The 23,722-nt window shown below is 61.5% G+C and carries 18 protein-coding genes; 12 read left to right on the top strand and 6 right to left on the bottom strand.

Annotated features, from left to right (window positions below; translation table 11 throughout):
• Positions 1 to 71 precede the first annotated feature (71 nt).
• From mexE to HCF10_RS08585, 3 genes are read left to right on the top strand one after another with little or no spacing between them, the layout of a single operon-like run.
• Complete coding sequence (mexE, locus tag HCF10_RS08595; protein ID WP_145338648.1) at positions 72 to 1,313, top strand: multidrug efflux RND transporter periplasmic adaptor subunit MexE; 1,242 nt, start codon at positions 72 to 74, stop codon at positions 1,311 to 1,313.
• Between the two features lie 15 nt (positions 1,314 to 1,328).
• A complete protein-coding gene (locus tag HCF10_RS08590) occupies positions 1,329 to 4,508 on the top strand; it encodes an efflux RND transporter permease subunit (protein ID WP_167655288.1) in 3,180 nt (1,059 codons plus the stop codon).
• A complete protein-coding gene (locus HCF10_RS08585; RefSeq protein WP_167655287.1) occupies positions 4,505 to 5,923 on the top strand; it encodes an efflux transporter outer membrane subunit in 1,419 nt (472 codons plus the stop codon). The genes HCF10_RS08590 and HCF10_RS08585 overlap by 4 nt, the downstream gene beginning before the upstream one ends.
• A 127-nt stretch (positions 5,924 to 6,050) precedes the next feature.
• Here HCF10_RS08585 and HCF10_RS08580 read toward each other — a convergent pair whose 3' ends face one another.
• Positions 6,051 to 6,575, bottom strand: a complete 525-nt coding sequence (locus tag HCF10_RS08580) for a hypothetical protein (protein WP_167655286.1) — start codon at positions 6,573 to 6,575, stop codon at positions 6,051 to 6,053.
• A 19-nt stretch (positions 6,576 to 6,594) separates the two neighbouring features.
• Complete coding sequence (locus HCF10_RS08575; protein WP_167655391.1) at positions 6,595 to 7,611, bottom strand: AraC family transcriptional regulator; 1,017 nt, start codon at positions 7,609 to 7,611, stop codon at positions 6,595 to 6,597.
• Between the two features lie 127 nt (positions 7,612 to 7,738).
• Between HCF10_RS08575 and HCF10_RS08570 the strand changes: the two genes are divergently transcribed.
• The 6 genes from HCF10_RS08570 to efeO (HCF10_RS08545) all read left to right on the top strand — a co-directional run bounded on the left by HCF10_RS08570 (position 7,739) and on the right by efeO (HCF10_RS08545) (position 14,674).
• Positions 7,739 to 9,337 (top strand): J domain-containing protein, encoded by a 1,599-nt coding sequence (locus HCF10_RS08570; RefSeq protein ID WP_167655285.1) that lies wholly within the window; start codon positions 7,739 to 7,741, stop codon positions 9,335 to 9,337.
• On the top strand, positions 9,334 to 10,326 hold the full coding sequence (locus HCF10_RS08565; RefSeq protein WP_145338644.1) for a hypothetical protein: 993 nt from the start codon (positions 9,334 to 9,336) through the stop codon (positions 10,324 to 10,326). Before HCF10_RS08570 ends, HCF10_RS08565 begins: the two co-directional genes overlap by 4 nt.
• A gap of 126 nt (positions 10,327 to 10,452) precedes the next feature.
• On the top strand, positions 10,453 to 11,298 hold the full coding sequence (efeU, locus tag HCF10_RS08560) for an iron uptake transporter permease EfeU (protein WP_131696464.1): 846 nt from the start codon (positions 10,453 to 10,455) through the stop codon (positions 11,296 to 11,298).
• 10 nt (positions 11,299 to 11,308) lie between these two features.
• Positions 11,309 to 12,511 (top strand): iron uptake system protein EfeO, encoded by a 1,203-nt coding sequence (gene efeO / locus HCF10_RS08555; RefSeq protein WP_167655284.1) that lies wholly within the window; start codon positions 11,309 to 11,311, stop codon positions 12,509 to 12,511.
• 14 nt (positions 12,512 to 12,525) lie between these two features.
• Positions 12,526 to 13,830, top strand: coding sequence for an iron uptake transporter deferrochelatase/peroxidase subunit (gene efeB / locus HCF10_RS08550; protein WP_131696466.1), 1,305 nt, complete (start codon positions 12,526 to 12,528; stop codon positions 13,828 to 13,830).
• Positions 13,831 to 13,855: 25 nt separating this feature from the next.
• Entirely contained in the window at positions 13,856 to 14,674 is an 819-nt protein-coding gene (gene efeO, locus HCF10_RS08545) for an iron uptake system protein EfeO (protein ID WP_131696467.1), read from the top strand.
• Positions 14,675 to 14,716: 42 nt separating this feature from the next.
• Here efeO (HCF10_RS08545) and HCF10_RS08540 read toward each other — a convergent pair whose 3' ends face one another.
• Complete coding sequence (locus HCF10_RS08540) at positions 14,717 to 18,154, bottom strand: hypothetical protein (RefSeq protein ID WP_337782113.1); 3,438 nt, start codon at positions 18,152 to 18,154, stop codon at positions 14,717 to 14,719.
• Positions 18,155 to 18,593: 439 nt separating this feature from the next.
• Positions 18,594 to 19,937, bottom strand: coding sequence for a CDP-diacylglycerol--serine O-phosphatidyltransferase (gene pssA, locus HCF10_RS08535; protein WP_131696468.1), 1,344 nt, complete (start codon positions 19,935 to 19,937; stop codon positions 18,594 to 18,596).
• 125 nt (positions 19,938 to 20,062) lie between these two features.
• Here pssA and HCF10_RS08530 point away from each other — a divergent pair, with 125 nt between their 5' ends.
• Both HCF10_RS08530 and HCF10_RS08525 read left to right on the top strand, forming a co-directional pair.
• Positions 20,063 to 20,626, top strand: coding sequence for a TetR/AcrR family transcriptional regulator (locus HCF10_RS08530; protein WP_167655283.1), 564 nt, complete (start codon positions 20,063 to 20,065; stop codon positions 20,624 to 20,626).
• A gap of 54 nt (positions 20,627 to 20,680) precedes the next feature.
• Entirely contained in the window at positions 20,681 to 21,160 is a 480-nt protein-coding gene (locus HCF10_RS08525) for a nuclear transport factor 2 family protein (RefSeq protein ID WP_167655282.1), read from the top strand.
• Positions 21,161 to 21,202: 42 nt separating this feature from the next.
• On the opposite strand, the gene HCF10_RS08520 is transcribed toward HCF10_RS08525, so the two are convergent.
• Together HCF10_RS08520 and HCF10_RS08515 are read right to left on the bottom strand one after the other, a co-directional pair.
• The gene (locus tag HCF10_RS08520) at positions 21,203 to 22,360 is read right to left on the bottom strand and encodes a PQQ-dependent sugar dehydrogenase (RefSeq protein WP_167655281.1); all 1,158 of its coding nucleotides are present in this window, start codon (positions 22,358 to 22,360) and stop codon (positions 21,203 to 21,205) included.
• Between the two features lie 12 nt (positions 22,361 to 22,372).
• Positions 22,373 to 22,687, bottom strand: a complete 315-nt coding sequence (locus tag HCF10_RS08515; protein WP_145338638.1) for a hypothetical protein — start codon at positions 22,685 to 22,687, stop codon at positions 22,373 to 22,375.
• 184 nt (positions 22,688 to 22,871) lie between these two features.
• Here HCF10_RS08515 and ku point away from each other — a divergent pair, with 184 nt between their 5' ends.
• Positions 22,872 to 23,711 (top strand): non-homologous end joining protein Ku, encoded by an 840-nt coding sequence (ku, locus tag HCF10_RS08510; RefSeq protein ID WP_131696473.1) that lies wholly within the window; start codon positions 22,872 to 22,874, stop codon positions 23,709 to 23,711.
• The last annotated feature ends 11 nt before the right edge of the window (positions 23,712 to 23,722 follow it).

Genomic DNA, 23,722 nt, shown 5'->3' with positions numbered 1-23,722 from the left:
CATTCGATTCGTGACATACCGCCTCGCCGCGCATGATCCGCCCATCTCAAATACATTGGCGGATGCACCTCATGGAACAGTCACTCAAACATTTGCGCTTCCCCCTGGCGATCTTGGCCGTGGTGGTGATGAGCGCGTGCGGCAAGACCCCGGAACAAGCGGCCGCCATGCCCGCGGCAAAAGTCAGCGTAGCCAAGGTGCTTGAGCAGCCGGTCAACGAGTGGGATGAGTTCACCGGTCGCCTGGAAGCGCCCGAAACCGTACAGATTCGTCCACGGGTCTCTGGCCAGATTGACCAAGTCGCTTTCACCGAAGGCGCTTTGGTCAAGAAAGGCGACCTGCTGTTCCAGATCGACCCGCGTCCATTCCAGGCCGAAGTGCGCCGCCTTGAAGCCCAACTGGCTCAAACCAAAGCCGCCGCCACCCGCAGCGATAACGAAGCCCAGCGCGGCGAACGCCTGCGCCAGAGCAATGCGATCTCCGCCGAACTGGCCGACTCGCGCACCACCGCCGCCCAGGAGGCCCGCGCCGCCGTCGCCGGGATCCAGGCGCAGTTGGACCTGGCCAAGCTGAACCTGAGTTTTACCCGTGTGACCTCGCCGATCAGCGGCCGCGTCAGCCGTGCCGAAATCACCGCCGGCAACCTGGTGACCGCCGACGTCACCGCGCTGACCAGCGTGGTCTCCACCGACAAGGTCTACGCCTACTTCGACGCCGATGAACGTGTGTACCTCAAGTACACCGAACTGGCTCGCCAAGGCCGCCGTGGCGCCACCACCCCGGTGTACCTGGGGCTGTCCAACGAAACCGGCAACCCGCACCTGGGCCAGATGAACTTCATCGACAACCAGGTCAACCCGGCCACCGGCACCATCCGTGGTCGCGCCGTGTTCGATAACAGCAAGGGCGAATACACCCCTGGCCTGTATGCGCGCCTGAAGCTGGTCGGCAGCGGCACCTACTCCGCCGTGCTGATCAACGACGAGGCCGTCGGCACCGACCTGGGCAAGAAGTTCGTGCTGGTCATGGAAGGCGACAAGCCGGCGTATCGCGCGGTGGAACTGGGGCCGAAGATCGAAGGCTTGCGCATCGTGCGCAGCGGCCTGAACAAGGACGACACCATTATCGTCAAGGGCCTGCAACGCGCGCGCCCCGGCTCGCCGGTCGCACCGGAAACCATCCCGATGGCCAGCAAGGAAACCCTCGCCGCCTTGGCCCAACAACGACAAGCGCTTGAAGCCAGCAACCTGGAGCAAGTGGCGCCGGAAAAAACCGCGCCCAAGCTCGCAGCCGTTGCGGCTCCACGCGGTTAAGGGATACGACTCAAGATGAATTTTTCCAAGTTCTTCATTTCGCGGCCGATCTTCGCAGCGGTGCTGTCGCTGTTGATCCTGATCGCCGGTGCGATCTCGCTGTTCCAATTGCCGATCAGCGAATACCCGGAAGTCGTGCCGCCGACCGTGGTGGTGCGTGCCAACTTCCCGGGCGCCAACCCCAAGGTCATCGGTGAAACCGTGGCCGCGCCGTTGGAGCAAGCCATCACTGGCGTCGAGGGCATGCTGTACATGTCCTCGCAATCGACTGCCGACGGCAAGCTGACCCTGACCATCACCTTCGCCCTGGGCACCGACCTGGACAATGCGCAGGTGCAGGTGCAAAACCGGGTGACGCGGACTCAGCCAAAACTGCCTGAGGAAGTGACGCGCATCGGTATCACCGTGGACAAGGCCTCCCCCGACCTGACCATGGTGGTGCACTTGACCTCCCCGGATCAGCGTTACGACATGCTGTACCTGTCCAACTACGCGATCCTCAATATCAAGGATGAGCTGGCCCGCTTGGGCGGCGTGGGCGACGTGCAGTTGTTCGGCATGGGCGACTACTCCTTGCGTGTATGGCTGGATCCGAACAAGACCGCCTCGCGCAACCTGACTGCGACCGATGTGGTCACCGCGATCCGTGAGCAGAACCGCCAGGTGGCAGCCGGTGCCCTGGGCGCCCAGCCTGCACCGTCTGACACCAGCTTCCAGTTGTCGGTGAACACACAGGGTCGCCTGGTCACCGAGGAAGAGTTCGAGAACATTGTGATCCGCGCCGGCGCCAACGGTGAAATCACGCGCCTCAAGGACATCGCCCGGGTCGAGTTGGGGTCGAGCCAATACGCGCTGCGCTCGCTGATCGACAACCAGCCGGCCGTCGCGATTCCGATTTTCCAGCGTCCCGGCTCCAATGCCATCGATATCTCCAACGATGTGCGCAGCAAGATGGCCGAGCTGAAAAAGAGCTTCCCGGCCGGCATGGATTACCGCATCGCCTATGACCCGACGATCTTTGTGCGCGGTTCCATCGAAGCGGTGGTGCACACCCTGTTCGAAGCGCTGATCCTCGTGGTGCTGGTGGTGATCCTGTTCCTGCAGACCTGGCGCGCCTCGATCATTCCGTTGGTGGCGGTGCCGGTATCGTTGATCGGTACCTTTGCGGTGATGCACCTGTTCGGGTTCTCGCTCAACGCGCTGTCGCTGTTCGGATTGGTACTGGCCATCGGTATCGTGGTGGACGACGCCATCGTGGTGGTGGAGAACGTCGAACGAAATATCGAGCTGGGCCTGGAGCCGTTCCCGGCGACTGAAAAAGCCATGAGCGAAGTGACCGGCCCGATCATCGCCACGGCGCTGGTGCTGTGTGCAGTGTTCATTCCAGCGGCGTTTATCAGTGGCTTGACCGGGCAGTTCTACAAACAGTTCGCCTTGACCATTGCGATCTCGACGGTGATCTCGGCGTTCAACTCGCTGACCCTGTCCCCTGCCCTGGCCGCCGTGTTGCTGCGCGGTCACGACGCACCGAAGGATCGCTTCTCGAAGGTCCTCGACAAGCTGTTCGGCGGCTGGTTGTTCCGTCCGTTCAACCGCTTTTTCGAAAAGTCCAGCCATGGCTACGTGAGCACCGTACGCCGGGTGATTCGCGGCACGGGCATTGCCCTGTTCGTGTACGCCGGCCTGATGGTGCTGACTTTCTTCGGATTTGCCCACACCCCGACCGGTTTCGTACCGGCCCAGGACAAGCAATACCTGGTGGCCTTCGCCCAATTGCCCGACGCTGCGAGCCTGGACCGCACCGAAAACGTGATGAAGCGCATGTCGGACATCGCCCTCAAACAGCCCGGTGTGGAAGCCGCGATTGCCTTCCCTGGCCTGTCGATCAACGGGTTCACCAACAGCCCGAACAGCGGCATCGTGTTCGTGACCTTGAAGCCATTCGATGAACGTAAAGACCCGAGCATGTCCGCCGGGGCGATTGCAGGTGCGCTGAACGGCCAGTACGCCAACATCGAAGAAGCCTACATGGCGATCTTCCCACCGCCGCCGGTACAGGGCCTGGGCACCATCGGCGGGTTCCGCCTGCAGATCGAAGACCGTGGCAACCTGGGTTATGACGAGCTGTACAAAGAAGTGCAGAACGTCATCACCAAGAGCCGCGGCGTGCCGGAGCTGTTTGGCCTGTTCACCAGCTACACGGTCAACGTGCCCCAGGTCGATGCCGCCATCGACCGCGAAAAGGCCAAGACCCACGGCGTGGCGATCAGCGACATCTTCGACACCCTGCAGGTCTACCTGGGTTCGTTGTATGCCAACGACTTCAACCGCTTCGGGCGTACCTACCAGGTCAACGTGCAGGCTGAGCAACAGTTCCGCCAGGAGTCCGACCAGATCGGCCAGCTGAAAGTGCGCAACAACAGAGGCGAGATGATCCCGCTGGCGACCTTTATCAAGGTCAGCGACACCTCGGGGCCGGACCGCGTGATGCACTACAACGGCTTTATCACCGCCGAAATCAACGGCAACGCGGCACCGGGCTACAGCTCCGGCCAGGCCCAGGCGGCGATTGAAAAACTGTTGAAGGATGAACTGCCCAACGGCATGACCTACGAGTGGACCGACCTGACCTATCAGCAAATCCTCTCGGGCAACACCGCGCTGTTCGTGTTCCCGCTCTGCGTACTGCTGGCGTTCCTGGTCCTGGCCGCCCAATACGAAAGCTGGAGCCTGCCGCTGGCGGTGATCCTGATCGTACCGATGACGCTGCTGTCGGCCATCACCGGGGTGATCATCTCGGGTAGCGACAACAACATCTTCACCCAGATCGGCCTGATCGTACTGGTGGGCCTGGCATGCAAGAACGCGATTCTGATCGTCGAGTTCGCCAAGGACAAACAGCAGGAAGGCCTCGACCCGCTCGCTGCGGTCCTGGAAGCCTGCCGCTTGCGTCTGCGGCCGATCCTGATGACCTCGTTCGCCTTCATCATGGGTGTGGTGCCACTGGTGTTGTCCAGCGGTGCCGGTGCCGAGATGCGGCATGCCATGGGCGTGGCGGTGTTCTCCGGAATGATCGGGGTGACCTTCTTCGGTCTGTTGCTGACGCCAGTGTTCTACGTACTGATCCGTCGCTATGTGGAGCGCAGCGAAGCGCGCAAAGCGGCCAAGGCCCTGAAGCTGGAGACACAGCAATGAGTGGTGTGAACGTATTCCTGCCGAGTTTGCTGGTATTGGCGTTGAGCGCCTGTGCCGTAGGCCCGGACTACAAAACCCAGACCCCGGAGGCGGCGAACATCACCGCCGCCGCGGACGCCAAGCAGTATGACCACGCCAAGTTCGAAGGCATCTGGTGGCAGCAGTTCGACGACCCGACCCTCAACCAGTTGGTCACGCAATCGCTGCAAGGTAACCGTGACCTGCGCGTGGCGTTTGCCCGTCTGCGCGCTGCCCGTGCAATCCGCGATGACGCCAGCAACGATGCCATGCCGACGATTACCAGCCGCGTCAGCAGCGACCAGGGCAAGGGCCAGATCCCCGGCCAGACCACCAGCCGGGTCAAGACCGAGCGGTACGACCTGGGCCTGGACATGGCCTGGGAGCTGGACCTGTTCGGGCGCATCCAGCGCAACCTGGAAGCCACCGACGCCGACCAGCAAGCCGCCGAGGCCGACCTGTACCAACTGCAAGTCACCATGATTGCCGAACTGGTAGACGCCTACGGTCAACTGCGCGGCGCGCAACTGCGGGAACGCATCGCCCTCGACAACCTGAAGAACCAGCAGGACTCACGCACCATCACCGTCAGCCTGCGGGATGCCGGTGTGGGTGACCAACTCGACGTGGAGCGCGCCGACGCACGCCTCGCCGCAGTGGAAGCCAGCGTGCCGCAACTGCAGGCCGAACAGGTGCGTGAGCGTAACCGCATCGCCACCCTCCTCGGCCAGCGTCCCGACAAGCTGACGGTGGACCTGAGCCCGAAAGACCTGCCGGCGATTGCCAAGGCGTTGCCGATCGGCGACCCGGGGCAACTGCTGCAACGGCGCCCGGACATCCTCAGCGCCGAACGCAAACTGGCCGCCGCCACCGCGCGTATCGGCGTGGCCAAGGCCGACCTGTTCCCACGGGTCAGCCTCAGCGGCTTCCTCGGCTTTACCGCCGGGCGCGGTTCACAGATCGGCTCGTCCGCCGCGAATGCCTGGGCACTCGGCCCGAGCATCACCTGGGCCGCCTTCGACCTGGGCAGCGTACGTGCCCGTCTGCGTGGCGCAGACGCCGAAGCCGATGGCGCCCTGGCGAGCTACGAGCAACAAGTGCTGCTGGCGCTGGAAGAGTCCGAGAATGCCTTCAGTGATTACGGCAAGCGTCAGCAACGCCTGGTCTCGCTGATCCGCCAAAGCGAATCCAGCCGAGCCGCCGCCGACCTCGCCGCGATCCGCTACCGCGAAGGCACCGTGGACTTCCTCGTCCTGCTCGACGCGCAACGCGAACGCCTCGCCGCCGAAGACTCCCAGGCCCAGGCCGAAGTGGACCTGTATCGCGGGATTGTGGCGATCTACAAGGCGCTGGGGGGTGGCTGGAAGCCGGACACCGTCGTGGCGACTGCCAAGTAACGTAAAGAGCTCCTTTGGTTGGTCGCATCCAGCCAATTTTTAGCCCCGTGGTCTATTTGGTCATGGGGCTTTTTTTTGGCTGCAACAACGCCAGAGGGCTGACCTGCATATTTGGCTGGCCGGAAGGCTACCTGGCCGCCTTGATTTGCTGATCACGGTGCATGCGCATCGGAATATTGACCTTCGAAGCTGCCTTGTTGGCGATCTCTACGGTGGTCCACTCGAATATCCTGGAGACCCAATAAGTCAGCTCACCCTCCTCGATCATCACCTCATAACGCCCATTCGTGTCCGGAACCAAGCGTGCTTCGCGCATCAACGGTATCAGCGGTTTGAGACGCTCGGGGTCGGTGATATTAAAGGCGATGTTCAGTTGCTTGAGGCGGTCGGCTTCGTCGAAGTACGCCTCCACCACGTAGATCGGCACATTGCCCAATTGATACGGGCGTGACGGTTCCAGCGCGCGGTAGTAAGGCATCGGCACCGAATAGGAGAGGTTCCTCTCCAGTTCCACCTTCGGAAAATAACGTTGCAGGATGTCCATGACCTGCGAGCGAGGCATGCCCAGGGTGAAATCACCGATACCCAGGGCCGACCAGGCGGTGAGCGGGAACAGAGCGCAACAAATACAGATAAACCATGACTTAAGCACGACCTGTCTCCCTGAAGACTTATCCAGCATCGTTAAGAATCAAACTGCGGTAATGCCCAGGATTGGACCCCACCCACTTGCGAAACGCCTTGTAGAACGAACTGGTATCGGCAAACCCCAATCGCTCGGCGATCTGGGCAAAACTGATCTGCGGTTCAGCCAGCCACACAATCGCCAACTCCTTGCGCACGCTGTCCTTGAGGCCCTGATAGGTCTGCCCTTCTTCCGCCAGGCGGCGGCGCAGGGTCGAGGCGGAGATACAGTGAATGGCAGCAAGGCCCTCGGTCTCAGGCCAAGTGTCGGGAGGCATTTGCCGCAGGTCGTGCTTGATGCGTGTAGCCAGGCTGTCGGGGTTGCGGTATTTGACCAGGATGTTGGCCGGCGCGTGGGCAAGGAAGCGCTTGAGTTCTTCGGGGCTGCGCTTGATCGGCAAGTCGAGGCAATCGGCGGAGAAGATCATGCGGGTGCGGGGCCGATCAAAACGCAGGTTGTCCGAAAACATCACTTGGTAGTCATCGCAAAAGTCCGGCTGCGAGCAGCGCAGTTCGATGGCCAGGATCGGAATGCGTCGCCCCGCCAGCCAGCAGGCGACGCCATGCACGATCATCCAGTAGGTGAAATAGGTGAATGCTCGATTGGGCTCAGCTTCTGGTTCGTGCAACACGATTTCCGCCAGGCTCTGTTGGCGCACCAGCTGGGCTGGCATGTGTTCCAGCATCAGTGAGAGGAAACCCAGGGCGGTTTGCAGGCCCGCCGCCAGGCTGGGTTGGGCAATGGCGGCGCGGCAAAGGAACTCGAGGCTGCCGGACTTGAGCTTGCGCGGGTCCATGCCGAAGAACTCATCGTCCATGCGCCTTGCCAGCAAGCGCCACAAACGGGCGTAGGCAGTGGCCGGAACGCGGGCGTCGGGTTGCTCCAGCAATGCCGGATCGATACCGACCTTGCTCAAGACTTCGACGGTGGCCGGACCCGGTGCGCAGCTTTGCAACAAGGCTTCGCGCACGAGGTGGAGGGAGATAGTGTCTTTTTCCAACATTGGCGCTGCCGTGCCCTGTGTGGCGTGAAGTGCGGCCATCTTAGGCAGTCACGCGGCAAAAGAGTAGGCACTCGGGTTTGGGTCTCGGGTATTCTGCGCCGGGATTTACCGACAGGGAGTTGTATCGATGAGTTGCTGGGAAGTACTTGGGCTGCCGTCCGACGCCGATGCTCGCAGTATCAAGCGCCAATACGCGGTGTTACTCAAACAGCATCGCCCGGACGAAGACCCTGTCGGCTTCCAGCGCCTGCGCGAGGCCTATGAGCACGCGCTGCAATGGAGCCGTTATGAAGCGCCCGTCGAAGTGCCGCAAGCGTTGCAGGTCGACACGGTGCTGCCCGCTACCGCCGAGCCCGACACGCGCTACGACCAGGCGCAGGCCCTGGTGGCCGATGCCACGCCGGCCAATCTCGCGCGTCTCTATCAGCACGCCCAGGACAATGAATGCACCGAGGCATTTGAAGCCTTGCTGCTGCAACGCTGCCTGAGTGGCACGGAACCCGCGATTGCGGACTGGGCCGTGACGCACTTGCACTGGCTCACCCCCTGGCAACGGGAAACCCCGGCGCGGCTGCCCGACTATCGCCTGGCCGCGCTGCTGGAGCAGATGTTTGCCCAGGTTGAGCAGCGGTTGACCGAATTACTCGATCAACAACAGGTCGAGGCCTTCAACGCCGCCCTGATCGAGTTGCATGACACCGAATGGCTCAAGCCCCTGGCGCGTCATGCGCGGCTCGATGACGTACTCGCGCGCACGCTGCTGGCCAGCACGTTCTGGTCCGAGGCGCTGTTTGAGAGCCTGTGCAGCGAGCAGGCCTGGTCCGATCAACACCTGGAAAACCACTGCCCCGAACCCGAATGGTCGGCGTTAAAGGCACGCCATGCACTGGAGCGTTTCAGTGCGCAGGCCTACCACCAGGCCAGCCTGAACAGCCGTGACCCGAAGGCGCGCGCGGCCAGGTTGCTGTTCGGCGACATGACACTGGAACAACGCCAACGCTTTGCTCGACGCTTCGGCGAGTCCGACTGGAATGCCTGCCGTACTCTCAGCGAAACCCTGCTCAACCAGTACCCGGCCCTGTGCGCACAGATGCCCGATGAAGCCCCCTACTTCTGGCGCGACTGGGAACGCACCAGCCGCCCCTGGCCGATGTTTGTGGCTTTGCTGGGCATGGCCGTCGGCTGGGCGATCCACGACCAGCAACTGACCGACCACACCTTGATGGAATCCCTCGGCATGGTCCCAACCTGGGCCTTCCTGATCGCCATACCGGCGTTGCTCATCCTGGCGATCTGGCGCCCCGTCACTGATGGTTACGGCGAGATTGACGAGAAGCTCGCCGCCCACCTATCGCCCTGGCTGAGTTTTCGCCGGCCGCCGCCGTTGGTGATCCGCGAGATTCTGCCGTGCTGGGTGCTTGGCCTGTTGATCTGGATCATCCTCGGCAATTACGCGTTCGCCGGCTATGTGTTGACACTGCAGGGCCTGGGGCTGGCGCAGCGCGTGCTCGGACGACCGTCGATACGTTCAGCACTGACGTGGCGTTGGCCTGCGCGACCGTCGACACGCCAATGGGCCACCTGCCTGGGCCTCGGCGCCCTGTTGTTGAGCGCCGCGCTGATATACGCAAACAACCAACGCATCCACCGTGACGAGGGCTTGCAACCGTTTCTGATGAGCCCTTGCAGTGGCCTCAAAGCCGGCGCGCAGGGGTGTACACCATGAACCGCATCACCCTTGCTGCACTGTGCACCATAGTGCCCCTGGCGCTGAGCACCGTGGGCCTGCTGACGAATACCGATATGCTCGCCCCGCTGAAAACCTGGGCCAACCGCCCGGCAGCGCTTGAACACCAGCAAGCCCAGGCGCTGCGTCCAGTGATCGACTGCCTCAACCGGGTCGACAGCAATTGGCGAGTGGCGTACTCCAACTACCGCAGCCGCAGCCCCCGCGCCAACGACCCGAGCCTGGATATCATCGAGCGTTTCCCCGAACGGTATCAGCGCGCACAGGGCCCGCAATTGAGCCTGCTGGACTACGACGCCAAACGCCCGGACCTGTGCCTGCTGACGTCCTCGCAAAGAAGCGCACTGCAAAAATACCTGCCGCAGATCGCCGCGCTTCGCAATGACTATATGGACCACCTGCTGCAGGTCTATTCATCGGTGAAAGAGTTCGACTTCTACCCCAACGCAACCGTCCCAGGCCTTACCCCTGCGCAGCGGGCGATCAGCGATGCGCGGTTCTTCCCTGTGGCGGAAAAATTCCTCACGGTCTCATCCGAACTGCGCGCCGCCGTGGACGCAGCCGACCGCCGGATACGCCTGCAACAGCTGCAACACTTGCAGGTGCGTGACGAACACCAGATGGCGCTTATCCCCGGCCTGATCTTGCAGACCCGCGACACGATGCACAGCCTTGACCCGCGATCCCCCAAACAATTGGCGGACGCATTGAGCGACTTACAGCAGAGCTGGGATCACGCCCAGCAGTACCTGCGCCCCAACCTACCCATCTCCGACGCCAAGGCCCAGCAGCTGTGGCAGCGGATTAGACAACCCGGTTACGACTACCTTGGCGCGCTGCAAACACTTGCCCGTCATTCAAGCGAAACCCCCGACCCAGAGCGGCTAAACGCCGATTACTTTGAAACACAACGCCGCTTTGACTTGCTGGTGGATACCTATAACCAGGCCGTCGGGCAGGACTACTGAACGGCCTTCTCCGGGCCGTTCAGCCGCTGTTCAGCCGCTGTTCAGCAATCGTCAAGATTGTCTGTTTAGTAATGAGTATCATTATGTTACAACTTAGGCTCCTATCTAGTTACGCTCTGGTGCCGAATGCTTGTCCCCTTTCTCATCATGCTGCGCGAAGGCATTGAAGCCGCGCTGATCGTCGGCATCATCGCCAGTTACCTGCAACAAACCGGCCGTGGCCAGTGGATGCCCGCCGTGTGGATCGGCGTGTTCCTCGCCGCTGCCCTGGCCTTGCTGGTGGGCGGTGGTCTGGAACTGGTCAGCGCCGAGTTCCCGCAAAAGCAGCAGGAACTGTTCGAAGGCATCGTCGGCCTGGTCGCCGTGGGCATTCTCAGCTCCATGGTGTTCTGGATGCGCAAGGTCGCGCGGTCCATCAAGCACTCGCTGCACGCCTCACTTGATCAGGCGTTGACCGGTTCCAAACACCAGGTCACGGCATTGATCCTCATGGTGTTTTTTGCCGTGGCCCGTGAGGGCCTGGAAACCGTGTTCTTCCTGCTGGCGGTGTTTCAGCAGAGCGAGGGGCCAGGCGCACCGATTGGCGCGCTGCTCGGCCTGGTCCTGGCGATCATCGTCGGCTTCCTGATCTACAGCGGCAGCATGCGCCTGAACCTCGGTGCGTTTTTCCGTTGGACCGGCTTGTTCATCCTCGTGGTCGCCGCCGGCATCCTCGCCAACTCGGTGCAAGCCCTGCACGAAGCGGGCGTGTGGAACCACTGGCAGACCGTGTTATTCGATTTCAGCGCCGTGCTGCCGATGGACAGCCCGCTCGGTTCGGTACTGGCCGGCATGTTCGGCTACCAGGAAGCGCCGACCATCAGCACCCTGGGCGCCTATCTGATTTATCTGATGGTGGCGCTGGTGATGTTTTTCCTGCCCGCGGCACCGGCCAAGCCTGCCGCTAGCCCTTCTTCCGTTTCCAGCCAGTAAGGACCGTCTCTTGTCCAACCCAACGCCTCAACCCGCTTCGCCCCCCCGCGCCCTGCGCTGGGCGGTGGCCGGCTCGGTGGTCGTGATGATCGCCGCCGGTGGCCTGTTCTATTACGCCTCGCAACTGGCGGCCAGCAAGCGCCAGACCAACCACAATGAAATCGCCGTGACCATCCATGGCCACGCCTGCGAGCCCAATGCACTGAGCGTGCCGGCCGGCCGGGCGAGCTTTCGCATCATCAACCGCTCTGACCGGGCGGTGGAGTGGGAAATCCTCGACGGCGTGCTGGTGGTCGAAGAGCGCGAAAACATCGCCCCAGGCCTGAGCCAGGTGATCAACGCCAACCTGTTGCCGGGGGACTATGCGATCACGTGCGGCCTGCTGAGCAACCCGCGCGGCACCCTGCATGTGACGCCGACCGCTGAGTCCGACGCCCAGGCCAAGGCCAAGCCGTCGATGGTGGCGTTTATCGGCCCGCTGTCTGAGTTTCGCGTGTACCTGAGCAGCCAGGGCGGTGCCCTGGTCAAGGCCGTGACCGCCCTGCAACAGGCGATCGACGCTGGCGACCTGGCCCAAGCGCAAGCGCTGTATGTGCCGGCCCGTGAGGCTTACCAACGTCTGGCCCCGGCCTCACAGCGCTTGGCCGAGCTGGACAACGCCATCAACGCCCGTGCCGACTATTTTGAAAAACGTGAGCAAGACCCGGCCTTCAGCGGCTTCCATCGCCTCGAATACAGCCTGTTCCAGCAACGCAGCCTTGATGGCCTGGCGCCGATTGCGCAGCGCCTGGTGACCGATGTCACCACCCTCAAGCAGCAATTGCTGGCGCAGTCCCTGCCGCCGGAGCAGTTGGTCAGCATCGTAGTGCGCAACCTCAACAGCCTGGCGGATGTACGCGCCATCAGCGGTGAAGAGGAGCGCTACAGCCATGTCGACCTGAATGGTTTCGCCGCGAACCTGGAGGCCGCGCACAAGGTGGTCGAGCTGATGCGTCCGCTGCTGACCAAGTCCGCCGCCGACCTGCTGCCGACCGTCGACAGCGCCCTCGCCGCCTTCGATACCGAGCTCCAGGGTTTCAAGCTCGACAAAGGCTACGTCACATACGACAGCGTTACCGCCGATCAGCGCAAGCAGATCGCAAACAAGGCCAAGGCTCTGGCCGCCGCACTCGATGGAATCGACCCCGCCCTTGGCCTCTCCGGCCTGCAGTGAAGACGACCGCACACATGAGTGATTCAGAACAGTTTTCAGCACAACGTCGCCGTGTCCTCCTGGGCATGGCCGCAACCGGTGCCGCCATCGCCGGCAGCACCCTGACCTGCCCGGCCATGGCGGCCGCCGCCGAGCAAGTCACTACCGCACCGCGCAGTGACAAGACCCAGGACCACCACGACTTTTTCGGCCAGCACCAAAGCGGCATCGTCACCCCTCGCCCGGCCTGCGGCATGGTCGTGGCGTTCGATGTCCTGGCCAGCGACCGCGAAGACCTGGAGCGTCTGTTCCGCACCTTGAACGAGCGCATCGGCTTCCTGATGACCGGCGGCACCGTGCCCCAGGTCGACCCGAAGCTGCCGCCCACCGATTCCGGCATTCTCGGTCCGGTGGTCACGCCGGATAACCTGACCATCACCGTATCCGTCGGCGAATCGTTGTTCGATGAGCGCTTCGGCCTGGCCGCCGTCAAACCCAAGCGCCTGAGCCGCATGGTCGGCTTCCCCAACGATGCGCTGGAACCGGCGCAGTGCCATGGCGACCTGAGCCTGCAATTCAGCTCCAACACCACGGACACCAATATCCACGCCCTGCGCGACATCGTGAAGAACCTGCCCGACCTGCTGCTGGTGCGCTGGAAGCAGGAAGGCAGCGTGCCGCCCCAGGCGCCGGCCAAGCCCGGCGAGCCGGCGCAGAGCGCGCGCAACTTCCTGGGTTTTCGCGATGGTTCGGCCAACCCTAACTCCAACGACAGCAAGGCCATGGACCAGATTGTGTGGGTCCAACCCGGCAGCGACGAACCGAGCTGGGCGGCCCATGGCAGCTATCAGGCGGTGCGCATCATCCGCAACTTCGTCGAACGCTGGGACCGCACGCCGCTGCAGGAGCAAGAAAGCATCATCGGCCGTATCAAGCCAACCGGCGCGCCGATGGATGGCCAGAAAGAATCCCAGGTGCCCGACTACAGCAAGGACCCGGAAGGCAAGCTGACCAAGCTCGATGCCCATATCCGCCTGGCCAACCCGCGTACTGCGCAGACCCAGGCCAACCTGATCCTGCGTCGGCCGTTCAACTACTCCAACGGCGTCAATAAAAACGGTCAGCTGGACATGGGGCTGTTGTTCATCTGCTACCAGGCTGACCTGGAGAAAGGCTTTATCAGCGTGCAAACCCGGCTCAACGGCGAACCCTTGGAGGAATACCTCAAGCCGGTCGGCGGCGGGTACTTCTTCACGTTGCCGGGGGTCACGGGGCCCAAGGATTTCATTGGGCGCACGCTGCTCGCTGCCACGCACCTTCAAACCACTGCCAACACCTAAAACACACCAGAGCGGAAAACGTCCCATGAAGAAGTCGACTATCGCGTTGTCGTTGTTAATGACCCTTTCGCCGCTGGCAGCCTTCGCCGCCACCGCGCCGCTGGACCTGGTAGGCCCGGTGTCGGACTACAAGATCTACGTTACCGAGGAAATCGGCGAGCTGGTCACCCAGACCCAGGCCTTTACCGATGCCATCAACAAAGGCGACCTCGCCACCGCCAAGAAGCTCTACGCGCCGACCCGTGTGCACTATGAGTCCATCGAGCCGATCGCCGAGCTGTTCAGCGACCTCGACGCCTCGATCGACTCCCGTGTCGATGACCACGAAAAAGGCGTGACCGCCGAAGACTTCACCGGTTTCCACCGCATCGAGTACGCGCTGTTCTCGCAGAACTCGACCAAGGGCCTGGAAGCCCTGACGGCCAAGCTCAACACCGACGTCAACGACCTGAAAACCCGTGTCGACGGCCTGACTTTCCCGCCGGAGAAAGTTGTCGGCGGTGCCGCAGCGTTGCTGGAAGAAGTCGCCGCCACCAAGATCTCCGGTGAAGAAGACCGCTACAGCCACACCGACCTGTATGACTTCCAGGGCAACATCGACGGCGCGAAGAAAATCGTCGACCTGTTCCGTGGCCAGATCGAGAAACAGGACAAGGCCTTCCTGGCCAAGGTCGACAAGAACTTTGCCGCCGTGGACAAGATCCTGGCCAAGTACAAGACCAAGGACGGCGGCTTCGAGACCTATGACAAGGTCAAGGAAAACGACCGCAAGGCGCTGGTGGGTCCGGTTAACACCCTGGCCGAAGACCTGTCGACCCTGCGTGGCAAGCTGGGCCTGAACTGATCCGTGGCCGCCCAGGTTCGCAATGAGCCTGGGCGGCACCTATCAACCCCGAACCCTGAAATGCTTCAGCGGTGCACCCTCGGGCTCGCCAGAGCTGGGATTGATCGCATACCACCCGGCATTTTTCTGGATCGCCTGGATTTCAAGAGCCCCCACGTTGCCCGTTCGAACGCCCGACACAGCCCTGAACGATCGAACGCCTCCCGGGAAGAGGCAACCTTGAACGCCCACCGCCCAACGACACTTCTCGAATGCCGTGGTCGGCATATAGAGGCCGGGCGCCAGGCGAGCGACTTCACCTTTCATGATTTTGCGCATTGCATCGATGGCATTCGACCCGGATTTGAACACGTCAATCGTACCGTCCAGAGGATTGAACAGGCTACGTAGCAACGGCGCGGCGCCTTTGAGCCCTGGCAGGCTGAATGACTTGCCATTGAACAGCACCAGCTTTTTTACGCCGCGCAAAAATCGGCTCGCCCCACTCAGCCCTCCTGTGGCGGCGAACGAAGCGAAATCAATCAGCAAGCCCTTGAGTCCCTCCTTCACATTGCCTTGTGCAATATCTGAAATCGCCCCCACAAACGGGATCAGGCTCAGCATCATACGAGCGTTCTCGGCGGTGAACAGCTGACTGCCGGAGGTAAACGGATAGGTGCGTCGACTCTGTAGACCCGTGGGTTGGTTGGCAAACTCAATCAGCGCCTCGCGCTTGTCGTCAAAACTGTGCGCCAGCAAAGCGTTGACAATTCGCTGGGTTTTGGTCGAAGCAAAGGTATCGGGCACACGCTGGATCGCCGTATCCCCAGGGCGTGGCAGCGGCGTCGGCGGCAGTTCTGTGGAGGCTTTGTCGAGAATCACCTTCGATTTGGCCCCCGTACGCGGTGGCGAACCTGAACGGTAGGCCATCACATCCAACGCTTGCTCAGTCCCCAGCCGGAACGGAGCGCGCACATAAGCAAATGGCCCGTGGGGCTTGCGGCCCTCCTCGACAGTACCGTTGAGTGTCAACCGATAAGGCAAATCGGTGCGCTTGACCATCTGCATCGATCGCGGGAACACCTCGTAGTAACCGAACCTGGGTTCTACCACGCCCGTTTCATAACGCAGCAGCAGACCATGCCTGCCGCAGTTTTCGTCGACTTTGGAGTCGGGGCCCTGATCGTCCTCCAGGGCTTCCCCGGTTTCCTGGCGTACGGTGAAAAATTCTATTTTGCCTGCCTCCAGCGCTAGACGTTCCTGCGCAGGCAACTGGGCAATCATCAGTTTCAATGCAATAGCCTGAGCCACGCGGGTATCGGCAATGTGCCGATCAACGGCGGCTTCCACCAATGGGGCAATCTCTGGCACCTGCCGGATGCGCGCCTCGAAGGTTGCCTGGGAAACTCCGGGATGGGTGAACCGGTAGCGTCGCTCCCCACTGATCCGGGTATTGAGCCAATGATCGACGGCCAGCAACGGGTCATCGCGAACCTGCTCCGTCAGAATGACATCGGTCAGCAACGGCCGACGGGATTCCAAATGAGCATGCTGGCGAGGGTCAAAGGGCACGTCAGTGTCCAGTTCAAGCCTGAATTCACGTATTTCATCGGCGGTCATTTCCGGGAACAACGGCACCAGTTGCTCGATCAGCAAGCTGCGCTGGGTCGGCGGCTCTTTCGTCAGCGTGCTGAAGGCCTCGCGGATCTGCTTCTCCCGCGAGGTAAAGGCCTGTGCTGCGGCCTGATAATCCCCTGGGGAGTACTGGCCGTCGTGGGTCATGGGGAAAATACCGGTCATGACCGCCCAGTCCAACAAGGGCCTGGTCGCCAGGGTCTTGAGCAGCGTCTCTTGCGTTGCACCACCCGCGTCAAGCCGCGAGAGTGCCATGATTTGCGTAAGGTTCATCAATCGCGAACTGCCCGCGCCGGACAGTGCATCGGCTATTGCGCAGCCCAGGCGCATTTCCAGCCAGCCGGTGGAGCCGATCTTGACGCTTTGCGGGTCACGGTTGAAGGCCTGCGCGGCCTCCCTCGGCACATCCGGATCGGCCTTGATCAGCATTTCCGGTGCGGAGTGGGCCAGGAACAGGTGGGCGAACAGGGACGAAAGCGTGGCATCGACCCCCTTGCTTTCCAGGTGTTTTTCCACGTCCCGGCGCACATCCTTGAGTGTGCGGCCCAGGTTGCCTGGCTGGTAAAGCCAATACCCGGCCACCACGCCTGGCCGGCCGGGCACTGGAGCGTTCACACTCAGCTTCAGCGCAGCAGCGAGGAGTTGATGGCGCTTGGCTTTACTCAAGGGCTGGCCGTCGGCCACGGCGTAAAGCTTCAGCCGCTTGGCCAATTCGTCGGCCTTGGCGATACACGGTGGCGAATCGAAAAAGTCGGCAAGACGGCGGTCCGGATCATGCGGCGATTGCTCAACCACACTGGAGCCTGTAAAGCGTCCAAGCAATGACACCACCGCTGGCGCCATGCCTTTCAATACCTCACGAGCATCGGCCGACAAAGCGGCGCCCACGCTCTGCTCATAGGGCAGCATGGCTGCGTAATCGGCTGCCGGCAGCGGCGGCGGGAACGACGTATTGAACCAACTCAATGTGGCACGCACCTCACTCACGGTTTGCGGCGCATCAGGGGCATAAAACGCCAACGCCTGCCGCGCGTCATAGGTGCGAGTGCTGTACAGGGCATTCCCGGTCTTGCCACTCATCTGCAGCAAATCATCGAGATTCGCGTTCATCTGGCGGGCAGACTGTTGTGCTTCTTCGCTGCCGGCGGCCAGGGCTTTCTGGATTTCATCGTCGAAATACGCCTGCAACGATCGCCATTGACCGGCAGCGTTGCGCATCTGGAGCTCCCCCTCGGACAACCTGTATGCGCGGCCCTCTCCCGCGAACCCCACTTTCGTCAGGAAATCCCGGAAGGTCGGCGTCGTCAGAAAGGCATTGAACTGCTTTCGTGCCTCTTGACTGAGTTGATCCAGGGTCGATCCCCTCGCAATGGAGACCGTATGGTTATCCAGCTTGAGTGATTCGCCGTCCGCCTTGCCCGCGATCATCGGCTGCAACTGGCCAACCAATTGCCGGCGCACTGCCTGGTCATCGTTCTGTTGCAGCAGGTGCTTGAACTGTTTCTCCCACTGATCACGCAAGGTGGAAGAAATCGCGGGCCATCCCTCGCGCTTGAGTTGTGTGCCCGTTGCAGCCGAGGCCCGTTCATTGAGCGGCGGCCTTACGCCGTAGAAATCCAGCACCACGTCCCGTGGCACCGCACCTTGGGTAGGGCTTTCAGCAACGGGCACACCCAGGTCATGGGGTGACAGAACCTGCTGGATGGCGTTGATCTTTGTGCTCACCTCCCACCAGCCCGAACCATCCGTGGCTGTAAACCGCTCAAAGGTATCCTTGCCATCACGCGTCACCGTGCCTGCCACCGAATCTCGAAAGACCCGCACCGTCGACAGCTTCAGGCCCTTGGTTTCAAACCAGGCAAGCACGGCCGGCTCATTGATTGCGGCGTTGTACATCTGGAGGAAGGGGGCGATGGATGCATTGGGCGGGATGAGGTTTTCGGGCGCGCTGCCCGTGGTCAACCACTGAACCAGCCTTTTGCGCAGCGTGGTATCCGCGGCAGCGGCAACAGCGGCGCTGGGGAAATGGCGTCGAGACGTTACGGTATCCAAAGCAGCACGTTTGGACCGGCTGTCAGGTACAGCGACAGGGTGCAACAACGCCCCCTGGGAGGGCGCCTGAAACTCACTGAGCGCCGGGACAGTACTGCTGAATCGAGTGGTGTACATATCTATTAACCCCTGGCCAATTGAACGGCGAGAGTTCTCGTCCCTTAGAACAGTCAATAGAAAACGTACAGCACACGCCAAAGCCGCTGCAGAGGCAAAGTCTCAAGAAGTCGAGTCTGCCGCAACGCACCCGTTACTAGAGAATTCGGTACAACAACCGCTCGATTCGTACACGGCTGACACGGCGCAAAAATTTGCCGACGGCCTCGGGATAATCCACCAGGGTTTGCAAATCCTGGTAACGCTCGATCCGCGTAGTGTGCTGGAAAATCTGCGCCAGCTCGGCACGTCGCGGTTCCAGCCACTGGCCTTGCGGGTCATCGACGAGTAAGGCGTTTTCCAGATCAAGGCGGAACGCCCGAGGGTTGAGGTTATTGCCGGTGAGCAAGGTGTAGCGTTGGTCGACCCACATACCCTTGAGGTGGTAGGTGTTGTCACCGTCGCGCCACAGGTGCAGGTTCAACTGGCCGCTGTCGATCACCGATTGATGGCGTTTTGCGAAACGGCGCAGGCTGATTTCGTAGAGATACGGCAGTGCCGAGATCACCTTGAAGGGTTCGCTGGGCGGGATGTAGAAATCATTGGCGGTTTTGTCGCCGACGATGATGTCGACCTTCACCCCACGCGCAAGGGCGCGGTTGATTTCCCGGGTCACCGGCAGCGGCAGGTTGAAGTACGGTGTGCAGATAGTCAGTTGATGCTGGGCGCTGGCGATCAGTTCGAGGATCACCCGGTTCAACGGGTTGTTCTTGCCCACGCCGAGCAACGGGCTGACCGACAGGTGACCGTTGGGCAACTGCCCTGCGGTGGTGTCGTAGGCCGCGTGCTTGAGGCGGCTGCGCAGGTCGCCGATGTCGTTGCGCAGGCTGCGGGTGGTCGGCAGGTTGGGCAGGTCGAGGCGGTGCACGGCCTTGGAGGTCACCAGGCCGTGCTCCACCAGATGCTGCATCGAATCGGCCAACGGCTGGCTGTGGATCAGGTGATAACGGTCGAAGCGGTATTTATCGAACTTGTGCAGGTACACGTTGTTCAGGCTGGCACCGCTGTACAGCACGCTGTCATCGATCACAAAGCCCTTGAGGTGCAGTACGCCGAACAGCTCGCGGGTTTGCACCGGCACGCCATACACCGGCACTTCACTGGCATGGCGCTGCGTCATGGCCTGGTACCAGGCGCTGTTGCCCGGTTGCTTGCCGGCGCCAATCAGCCCGCGCTGGGCGCGCAGCCAGTCGACCACTACCACGATGTCCAGCTCCGGCCGCGCCGCCTTGGCGGCGTGCAGGGCGTCGTAGATCTCCTGCCCTGCTTCGTCCTGCTGCAGGTACAACGCAACGATGTAGATGCGTCGGGTGGCCTGGGCAATTTTTTCCAGCAGGCAGCGGCGAAACGCGTCAGCGCCGGACAGCACGTCAAGGGCGTCGGGAGTGAGGGGGAAGCCACGCAGCTTGGGCAACAGGGAGCGTTTGAAGAACGACGGCATAGGGCTCGCAATGGGTCGAATCCGAGGAGGCCCCGAGCTTACACCATGGGGGTGCTCAGGTCTCGCAGTGCCAGAGAGTAAAATTTTTATTGACCAAGAAGAATGATCGTTCTACTTTCATAAGCATGAACGAAATTACCCACAATGAAACTCGCGACATTATCCTCGACGTCACTGAAAAGTTGATCTATCGCCACGGCATCGCCGCCACCGGCATGGACTTCCTGGTGAAAACCGCCGGCGTCTCGCGAAAAAGTATTTACCGTTACTTCGCCAATAAAGATGAGCTGGTGATCGCAGCCCTGCAGCGCCGCGACGAGCGCTGGATGCAATGGCTGCACGGCGAAGTGGAGCGCGTCGATGGCAGCGGCGAACGCTTGCTCGCGCTGTTCGACGCCCTCAAGGCCTGGTTCGCCTCGGCGGACTTTCGAGGTTGCGCCTTTATCAACACCAGTGGCGAAACCGGCGACCCGCACGACCCGGTCCGCCTGCTGGCCAAGGCCCATAAACAGAAATTGTTCGAGTACGCACTCGAACTGTGCCAGGCACATGGCACCCCCGACCCCGAACGGCAGGCCGCGCAACTGCTGATCCTGATCGATGGCGCCATTACCGTTGCCCTGGTCATGGGTGATTCAACAGCTGCTGATAACGCGCAATGCATGGCGCGAACGTTATTGGGACTGTGAATCCACACGCCTGGCAACTTTCGATAACGCTGTAGGGTTTTAAGGAGCCACCTGATGTCATCTACCGCAGAAACACGTCCGCCCTTGCCGCCGTTTACCCGTGAATCGGCGATTGAAAAAGTGCGCCTGGCCGAAGACGGCTGGAATTCCCGCGACCCACACCGGGTGTCGCTGGCTTATACCCTGGACACGCAATGGCGTAACCGTGCCGAATTCGTCCATAACCGCGAAGAGGCCAAGGGTTTTCTCACTCGAAAATGGGCCAGGGAGCTGGATTATCGGCTGATCAAAGAGCTATGGGCCTTTACCGACAACCGCATCGCCGTGCGCTATGCCTACGAATGGCACGACGACTCGGGTAACTGGTTCCGCTCCTATGGCAATGAGAACTGGGAGTTCGACGAGAATGGCCTGATGGCCAATCGTTTTGCCTGCATCAACGACCTGCAGATCAAGGAAAGCGAACGCAAGTTCCACTGGCCGCTGGGTCGACGCCCGGATGAGCATCCGGGGTTGTCCGCTCTGGGGCTTTGACTGAAGCCGCAAGCTTGAAACTTCAAGCTTGCGGCTCATTGCTCAATCCTGATTGAGGCCCACCCGATACAGCACCCCATCGTCCTCATCCGTCAGCACATACAGAAAGCCATCCGGCCCCTGCCGCACATCGCGAATACGTGCCTTCAAGCCGCCCAGCAAACGCTCCTCATGGATGATCTTGTCGCCGTCGAACTGCAACCGAATCAGTTCCTGGCTGGCCAGCGCACCGATGAACACGTTGTGCTGCCACGCTTTGAACCGGTCGGCGTCGTAGAAAGCCATGCCACTGATAGCCGGTGATTTCTCCCACACATGATGAGGCGCCACGGTGCCTTCTGCGGTCTTGCCCTTGGCCTCGGGAATCGGTGTGAGCGAATAGTTGATGCCGTGAGTCGCCAGCGGCCAGCCGTAGTTCTTGCCCCGCTCGATAATGTTGATTTCATCACCGCCGCGCGGCCCGTGTTCGTTTTCCCAGATCGTGCCACTCCATGGGTTCAGCGCCAGCCCTTGCGGATTGCGCTGGCCGTAGGACCAGATCTCGGGGCGTACCCCGGGTTGACCGACGAACGGGTTGTCATCGGGCACGCGGCCATCCGGGTAGATCCGTACGACTTTGCCTTGCAACTTGTCCAGGTCCTGGGCGGTCGGGCGATCGTTGTTTTCCCCCAGGGTCACGAACAGGTAGCCATCACGGTCGAAGGCCAGGCGCGAACCGAAGTGGTTGCCGGTGGAGAGTTTCGGCTCCTGGCGCAGGATCACGTTGAAATCGGTCAAGCCACTCATGTCCGTCGCCAGGCGCCCGCGGCCCACTGCCGTGCCGGCCGTACCGCCTTTGCCACCGCCCTCGGCGTACGTCAGGTAGACCATGCGGTCCTGCTTGAAGTCCGGCGACAGCACCACATCGAGCAAACCGCCCTGCCCCTTGGCCCACACCTCAGGCACGCCGGTCAACGGCGCAGACAGCTTGCCGTCCGGACTGACAAAGCGCAGGTGGCCTGGACGCTCGGTCACCAGGAAACCTTGCTGGTCGGGTAGAAATGCCACGGCCCACGGGTGATCGAGGCCTTTGGCGATCGGCGTCGCGGAGATGCTGCCTTGTTCGCTGGGGAACTGCTGCGCATCGGCCGCATAAACGGCCGTCTGCGCAAGCAGCGTGGTGGCGCACAGGGTGGCTAGCAGGGTTTTGCGTATAAACATAAGACAGCGTCCTTACCGGCGATTGCCGTTGGCATCATAGGTGGGGGCTTTGGTGTCGGTGGCCGGGCGGCTGGGTGTCGCATCGCGTTGCGGATAGCGATTGCCGATACCACCGTTTTCCAGGGTCGGCGCACGCGGGGTCGGCACGGTCTGAATGCCACGCACCGTCGGTGTATTGGGCTGGGTGCCCTGCATGCTGTTGGGATTGGCCCGGTGGATCGGACCGTTATTGGAATCGCTTCTGCCGGGCAGGTTTTGCGCATGGGCAAATGGCCCAAGTGCCAGGCCTAACACCAGCACCGCGAGATGACGCACACAGCTTTTCATGACAAAGCCTCTCTGGGGCGAGGAGTACGTGCTTTCGATACCACGCTACGCCCTGGGTTCGGCTTTCGTAACTAAATAGTTTCTCATCAGGTGTAACACGATCTGTCCGCGCATCTGCCGGGGGAAACTTTTCACGCAGCCGTCGAGTCACCAGAACACAGCTTCTTCTTAAGGAATCGCACGTATGCCACGGGCAATCTGGAAAGGCGCCATCAGTTTTGGCCTGGTTCATATTCCGGTATCGCTGGTCTCGGCCACGTCCGCCCAGGGCGTGGATTTCGACTGGCTGGACAAGCGCAGCATGGACCCGGTGGGCTACAAGCGCATCAACAAGAGCACCGGCAAGGAGGTCACCAAGGAGAATATCGTCAAGGGCGTGGCATTTGAGAAAGGCCGCTATGTGGTACTCAGCGAAGATGAGATCCGCTCGGCCCACCCCAAGTCGACCCAGACCATCGAGATCATCGCGTTTGTCGCCAGTGACCAAATTCCGTTGCAGAACATCGACACGCCTTACTTCCTGGCCCCGGATAAACGCGGTGGCAAGGTCTACGCACTGCTGCGCGAAACGTTAAAGAAAACCCGCAAGGTCGCCCTGGCCAATGTGGTGTTGCACACCAAGCAACACCTGGCGGCACTGATGCCCCTGGAGTCGGCGCTGGTGCTGGTGATGCTACGCTGGCCAGCTGAAGTGCGCAGCCTGGATGAACTGGAACTCCCCAGCGACGTGACCAAACCCGACCTGGCCAAGGGCGAGCTGGACATGGCCAAGCGTCTGGTGGAAGACATGAGCGCCGACTGGCAGCCCGAGGAGTATCGCGACAGTTTTCAGGAAAAGATCATGGCGCTGGTGGCCAGGAAGGCCAAGGCAGGCAAGATCGAAGACGTCGAATCCCAGGAAGACAGCGACGAGCGCAAGTCGGCCGATGTGATCGACCTGACCGAGCTGCTCAAACGCAGCCTGGCCGGCAAACCAACGACGAAAAAACCGGCGGCGAAAAAAGCCGGCAAAAAGGCCTCTTGAGCCTGCCATAT

Source organism: Pseudomonas sp. B14(2022) (assembly GCF_012030485.1).
Taxonomy (GTDB): Bacteria; Pseudomonadota; Gammaproteobacteria; order Pseudomonadales; family Pseudomonadaceae; genus Aquipseudomonas.
The sequence above is the reverse complement of the archived record's forward strand: the minus strand, read 5'-3'. Positions and strand labels throughout refer to the sequence as shown.

Coding starts and splice junctions, on each gene's coding strand:
- mexE (WP_145338648.1), top strand. CDS start 72: ATGGAACAGTCACTCAAACATTTGCGCTTCCCCCTGGCGATCTTGGCC.
- HCF10_RS08590 (WP_167655288.1), top strand. CDS start 1,329: ATGAATTTTTCCAAGTTCTTCATTTCGCGGCCGATCTTCGCAGCGGTG.
- HCF10_RS08585 (WP_167655287.1), top strand. CDS start 4,505: ATGAGTGGTGTGAACGTATTCCTGCCGAGTTTGCTGGTATTGGCGTTG.
- HCF10_RS08575 (WP_167655391.1), bottom strand. CDS start 7,611: ATGTTGGAAAAAGACACTATCTCCCTCCACCTCGTGCGCGAAGCCTTG.
- HCF10_RS08570 (WP_167655285.1), top strand. CDS start 7,739: ATGAGTTGCTGGGAAGTACTTGGGCTGCCGTCCGACGCCGATGCTCGC.
- HCF10_RS08565 (WP_145338644.1), top strand. CDS start 9,334: ATGAACCGCATCACCCTTGCTGCACTGTGCACCATAGTGCCCCTGGCG.
- efeU (WP_131696464.1), top strand. CDS start 10,453: ATGCTTGTCCCCTTTCTCATCATGCTGCGCGAAGGCATTGAAGCCGCG.
- efeB (WP_131696466.1), top strand. CDS start 12,526: ATGAGTGATTCAGAACAGTTTTCAGCACAACGTCGCCGTGTCCTCCTG.
- efeO (WP_131696467.1), top strand. CDS start 13,856: ATGAAGAAGTCGACTATCGCGTTGTCGTTGTTAATGACCCTTTCGCCG.
- pssA (WP_131696468.1), bottom strand. CDS start 19,937: ATGCCGTCGTTCTTCAAACGCTCCCTGTTGCCCAAGCTGCGTGGCTTC.
- HCF10_RS08530 (WP_167655283.1), top strand. CDS start 20,063: ATGAACGAAATTACCCACAATGAAACTCGCGACATTATCCTCGACGTC.
- HCF10_RS08525 (WP_167655282.1), top strand. CDS start 20,681: ATGTCATCTACCGCAGAAACACGTCCGCCCTTGCCGCCGTTTACCCGT.
- HCF10_RS08520 (WP_167655281.1), bottom strand. CDS start 22,360: ATGTTTATACGCAAAACCCTGCTAGCCACCCTGTGCGCCACCACGCTG.
- HCF10_RS08515 (WP_145338638.1), bottom strand. CDS start 22,687: ATGAAAAGCTGTGTGCGTCATCTCGCGGTGCTGGTGTTAGGCCTGGCA.
- ku (WP_131696473.1), top strand. CDS start 22,872: ATGCCACGGGCAATCTGGAAAGGCGCCATCAGTTTTGGCCTGGTTCAT.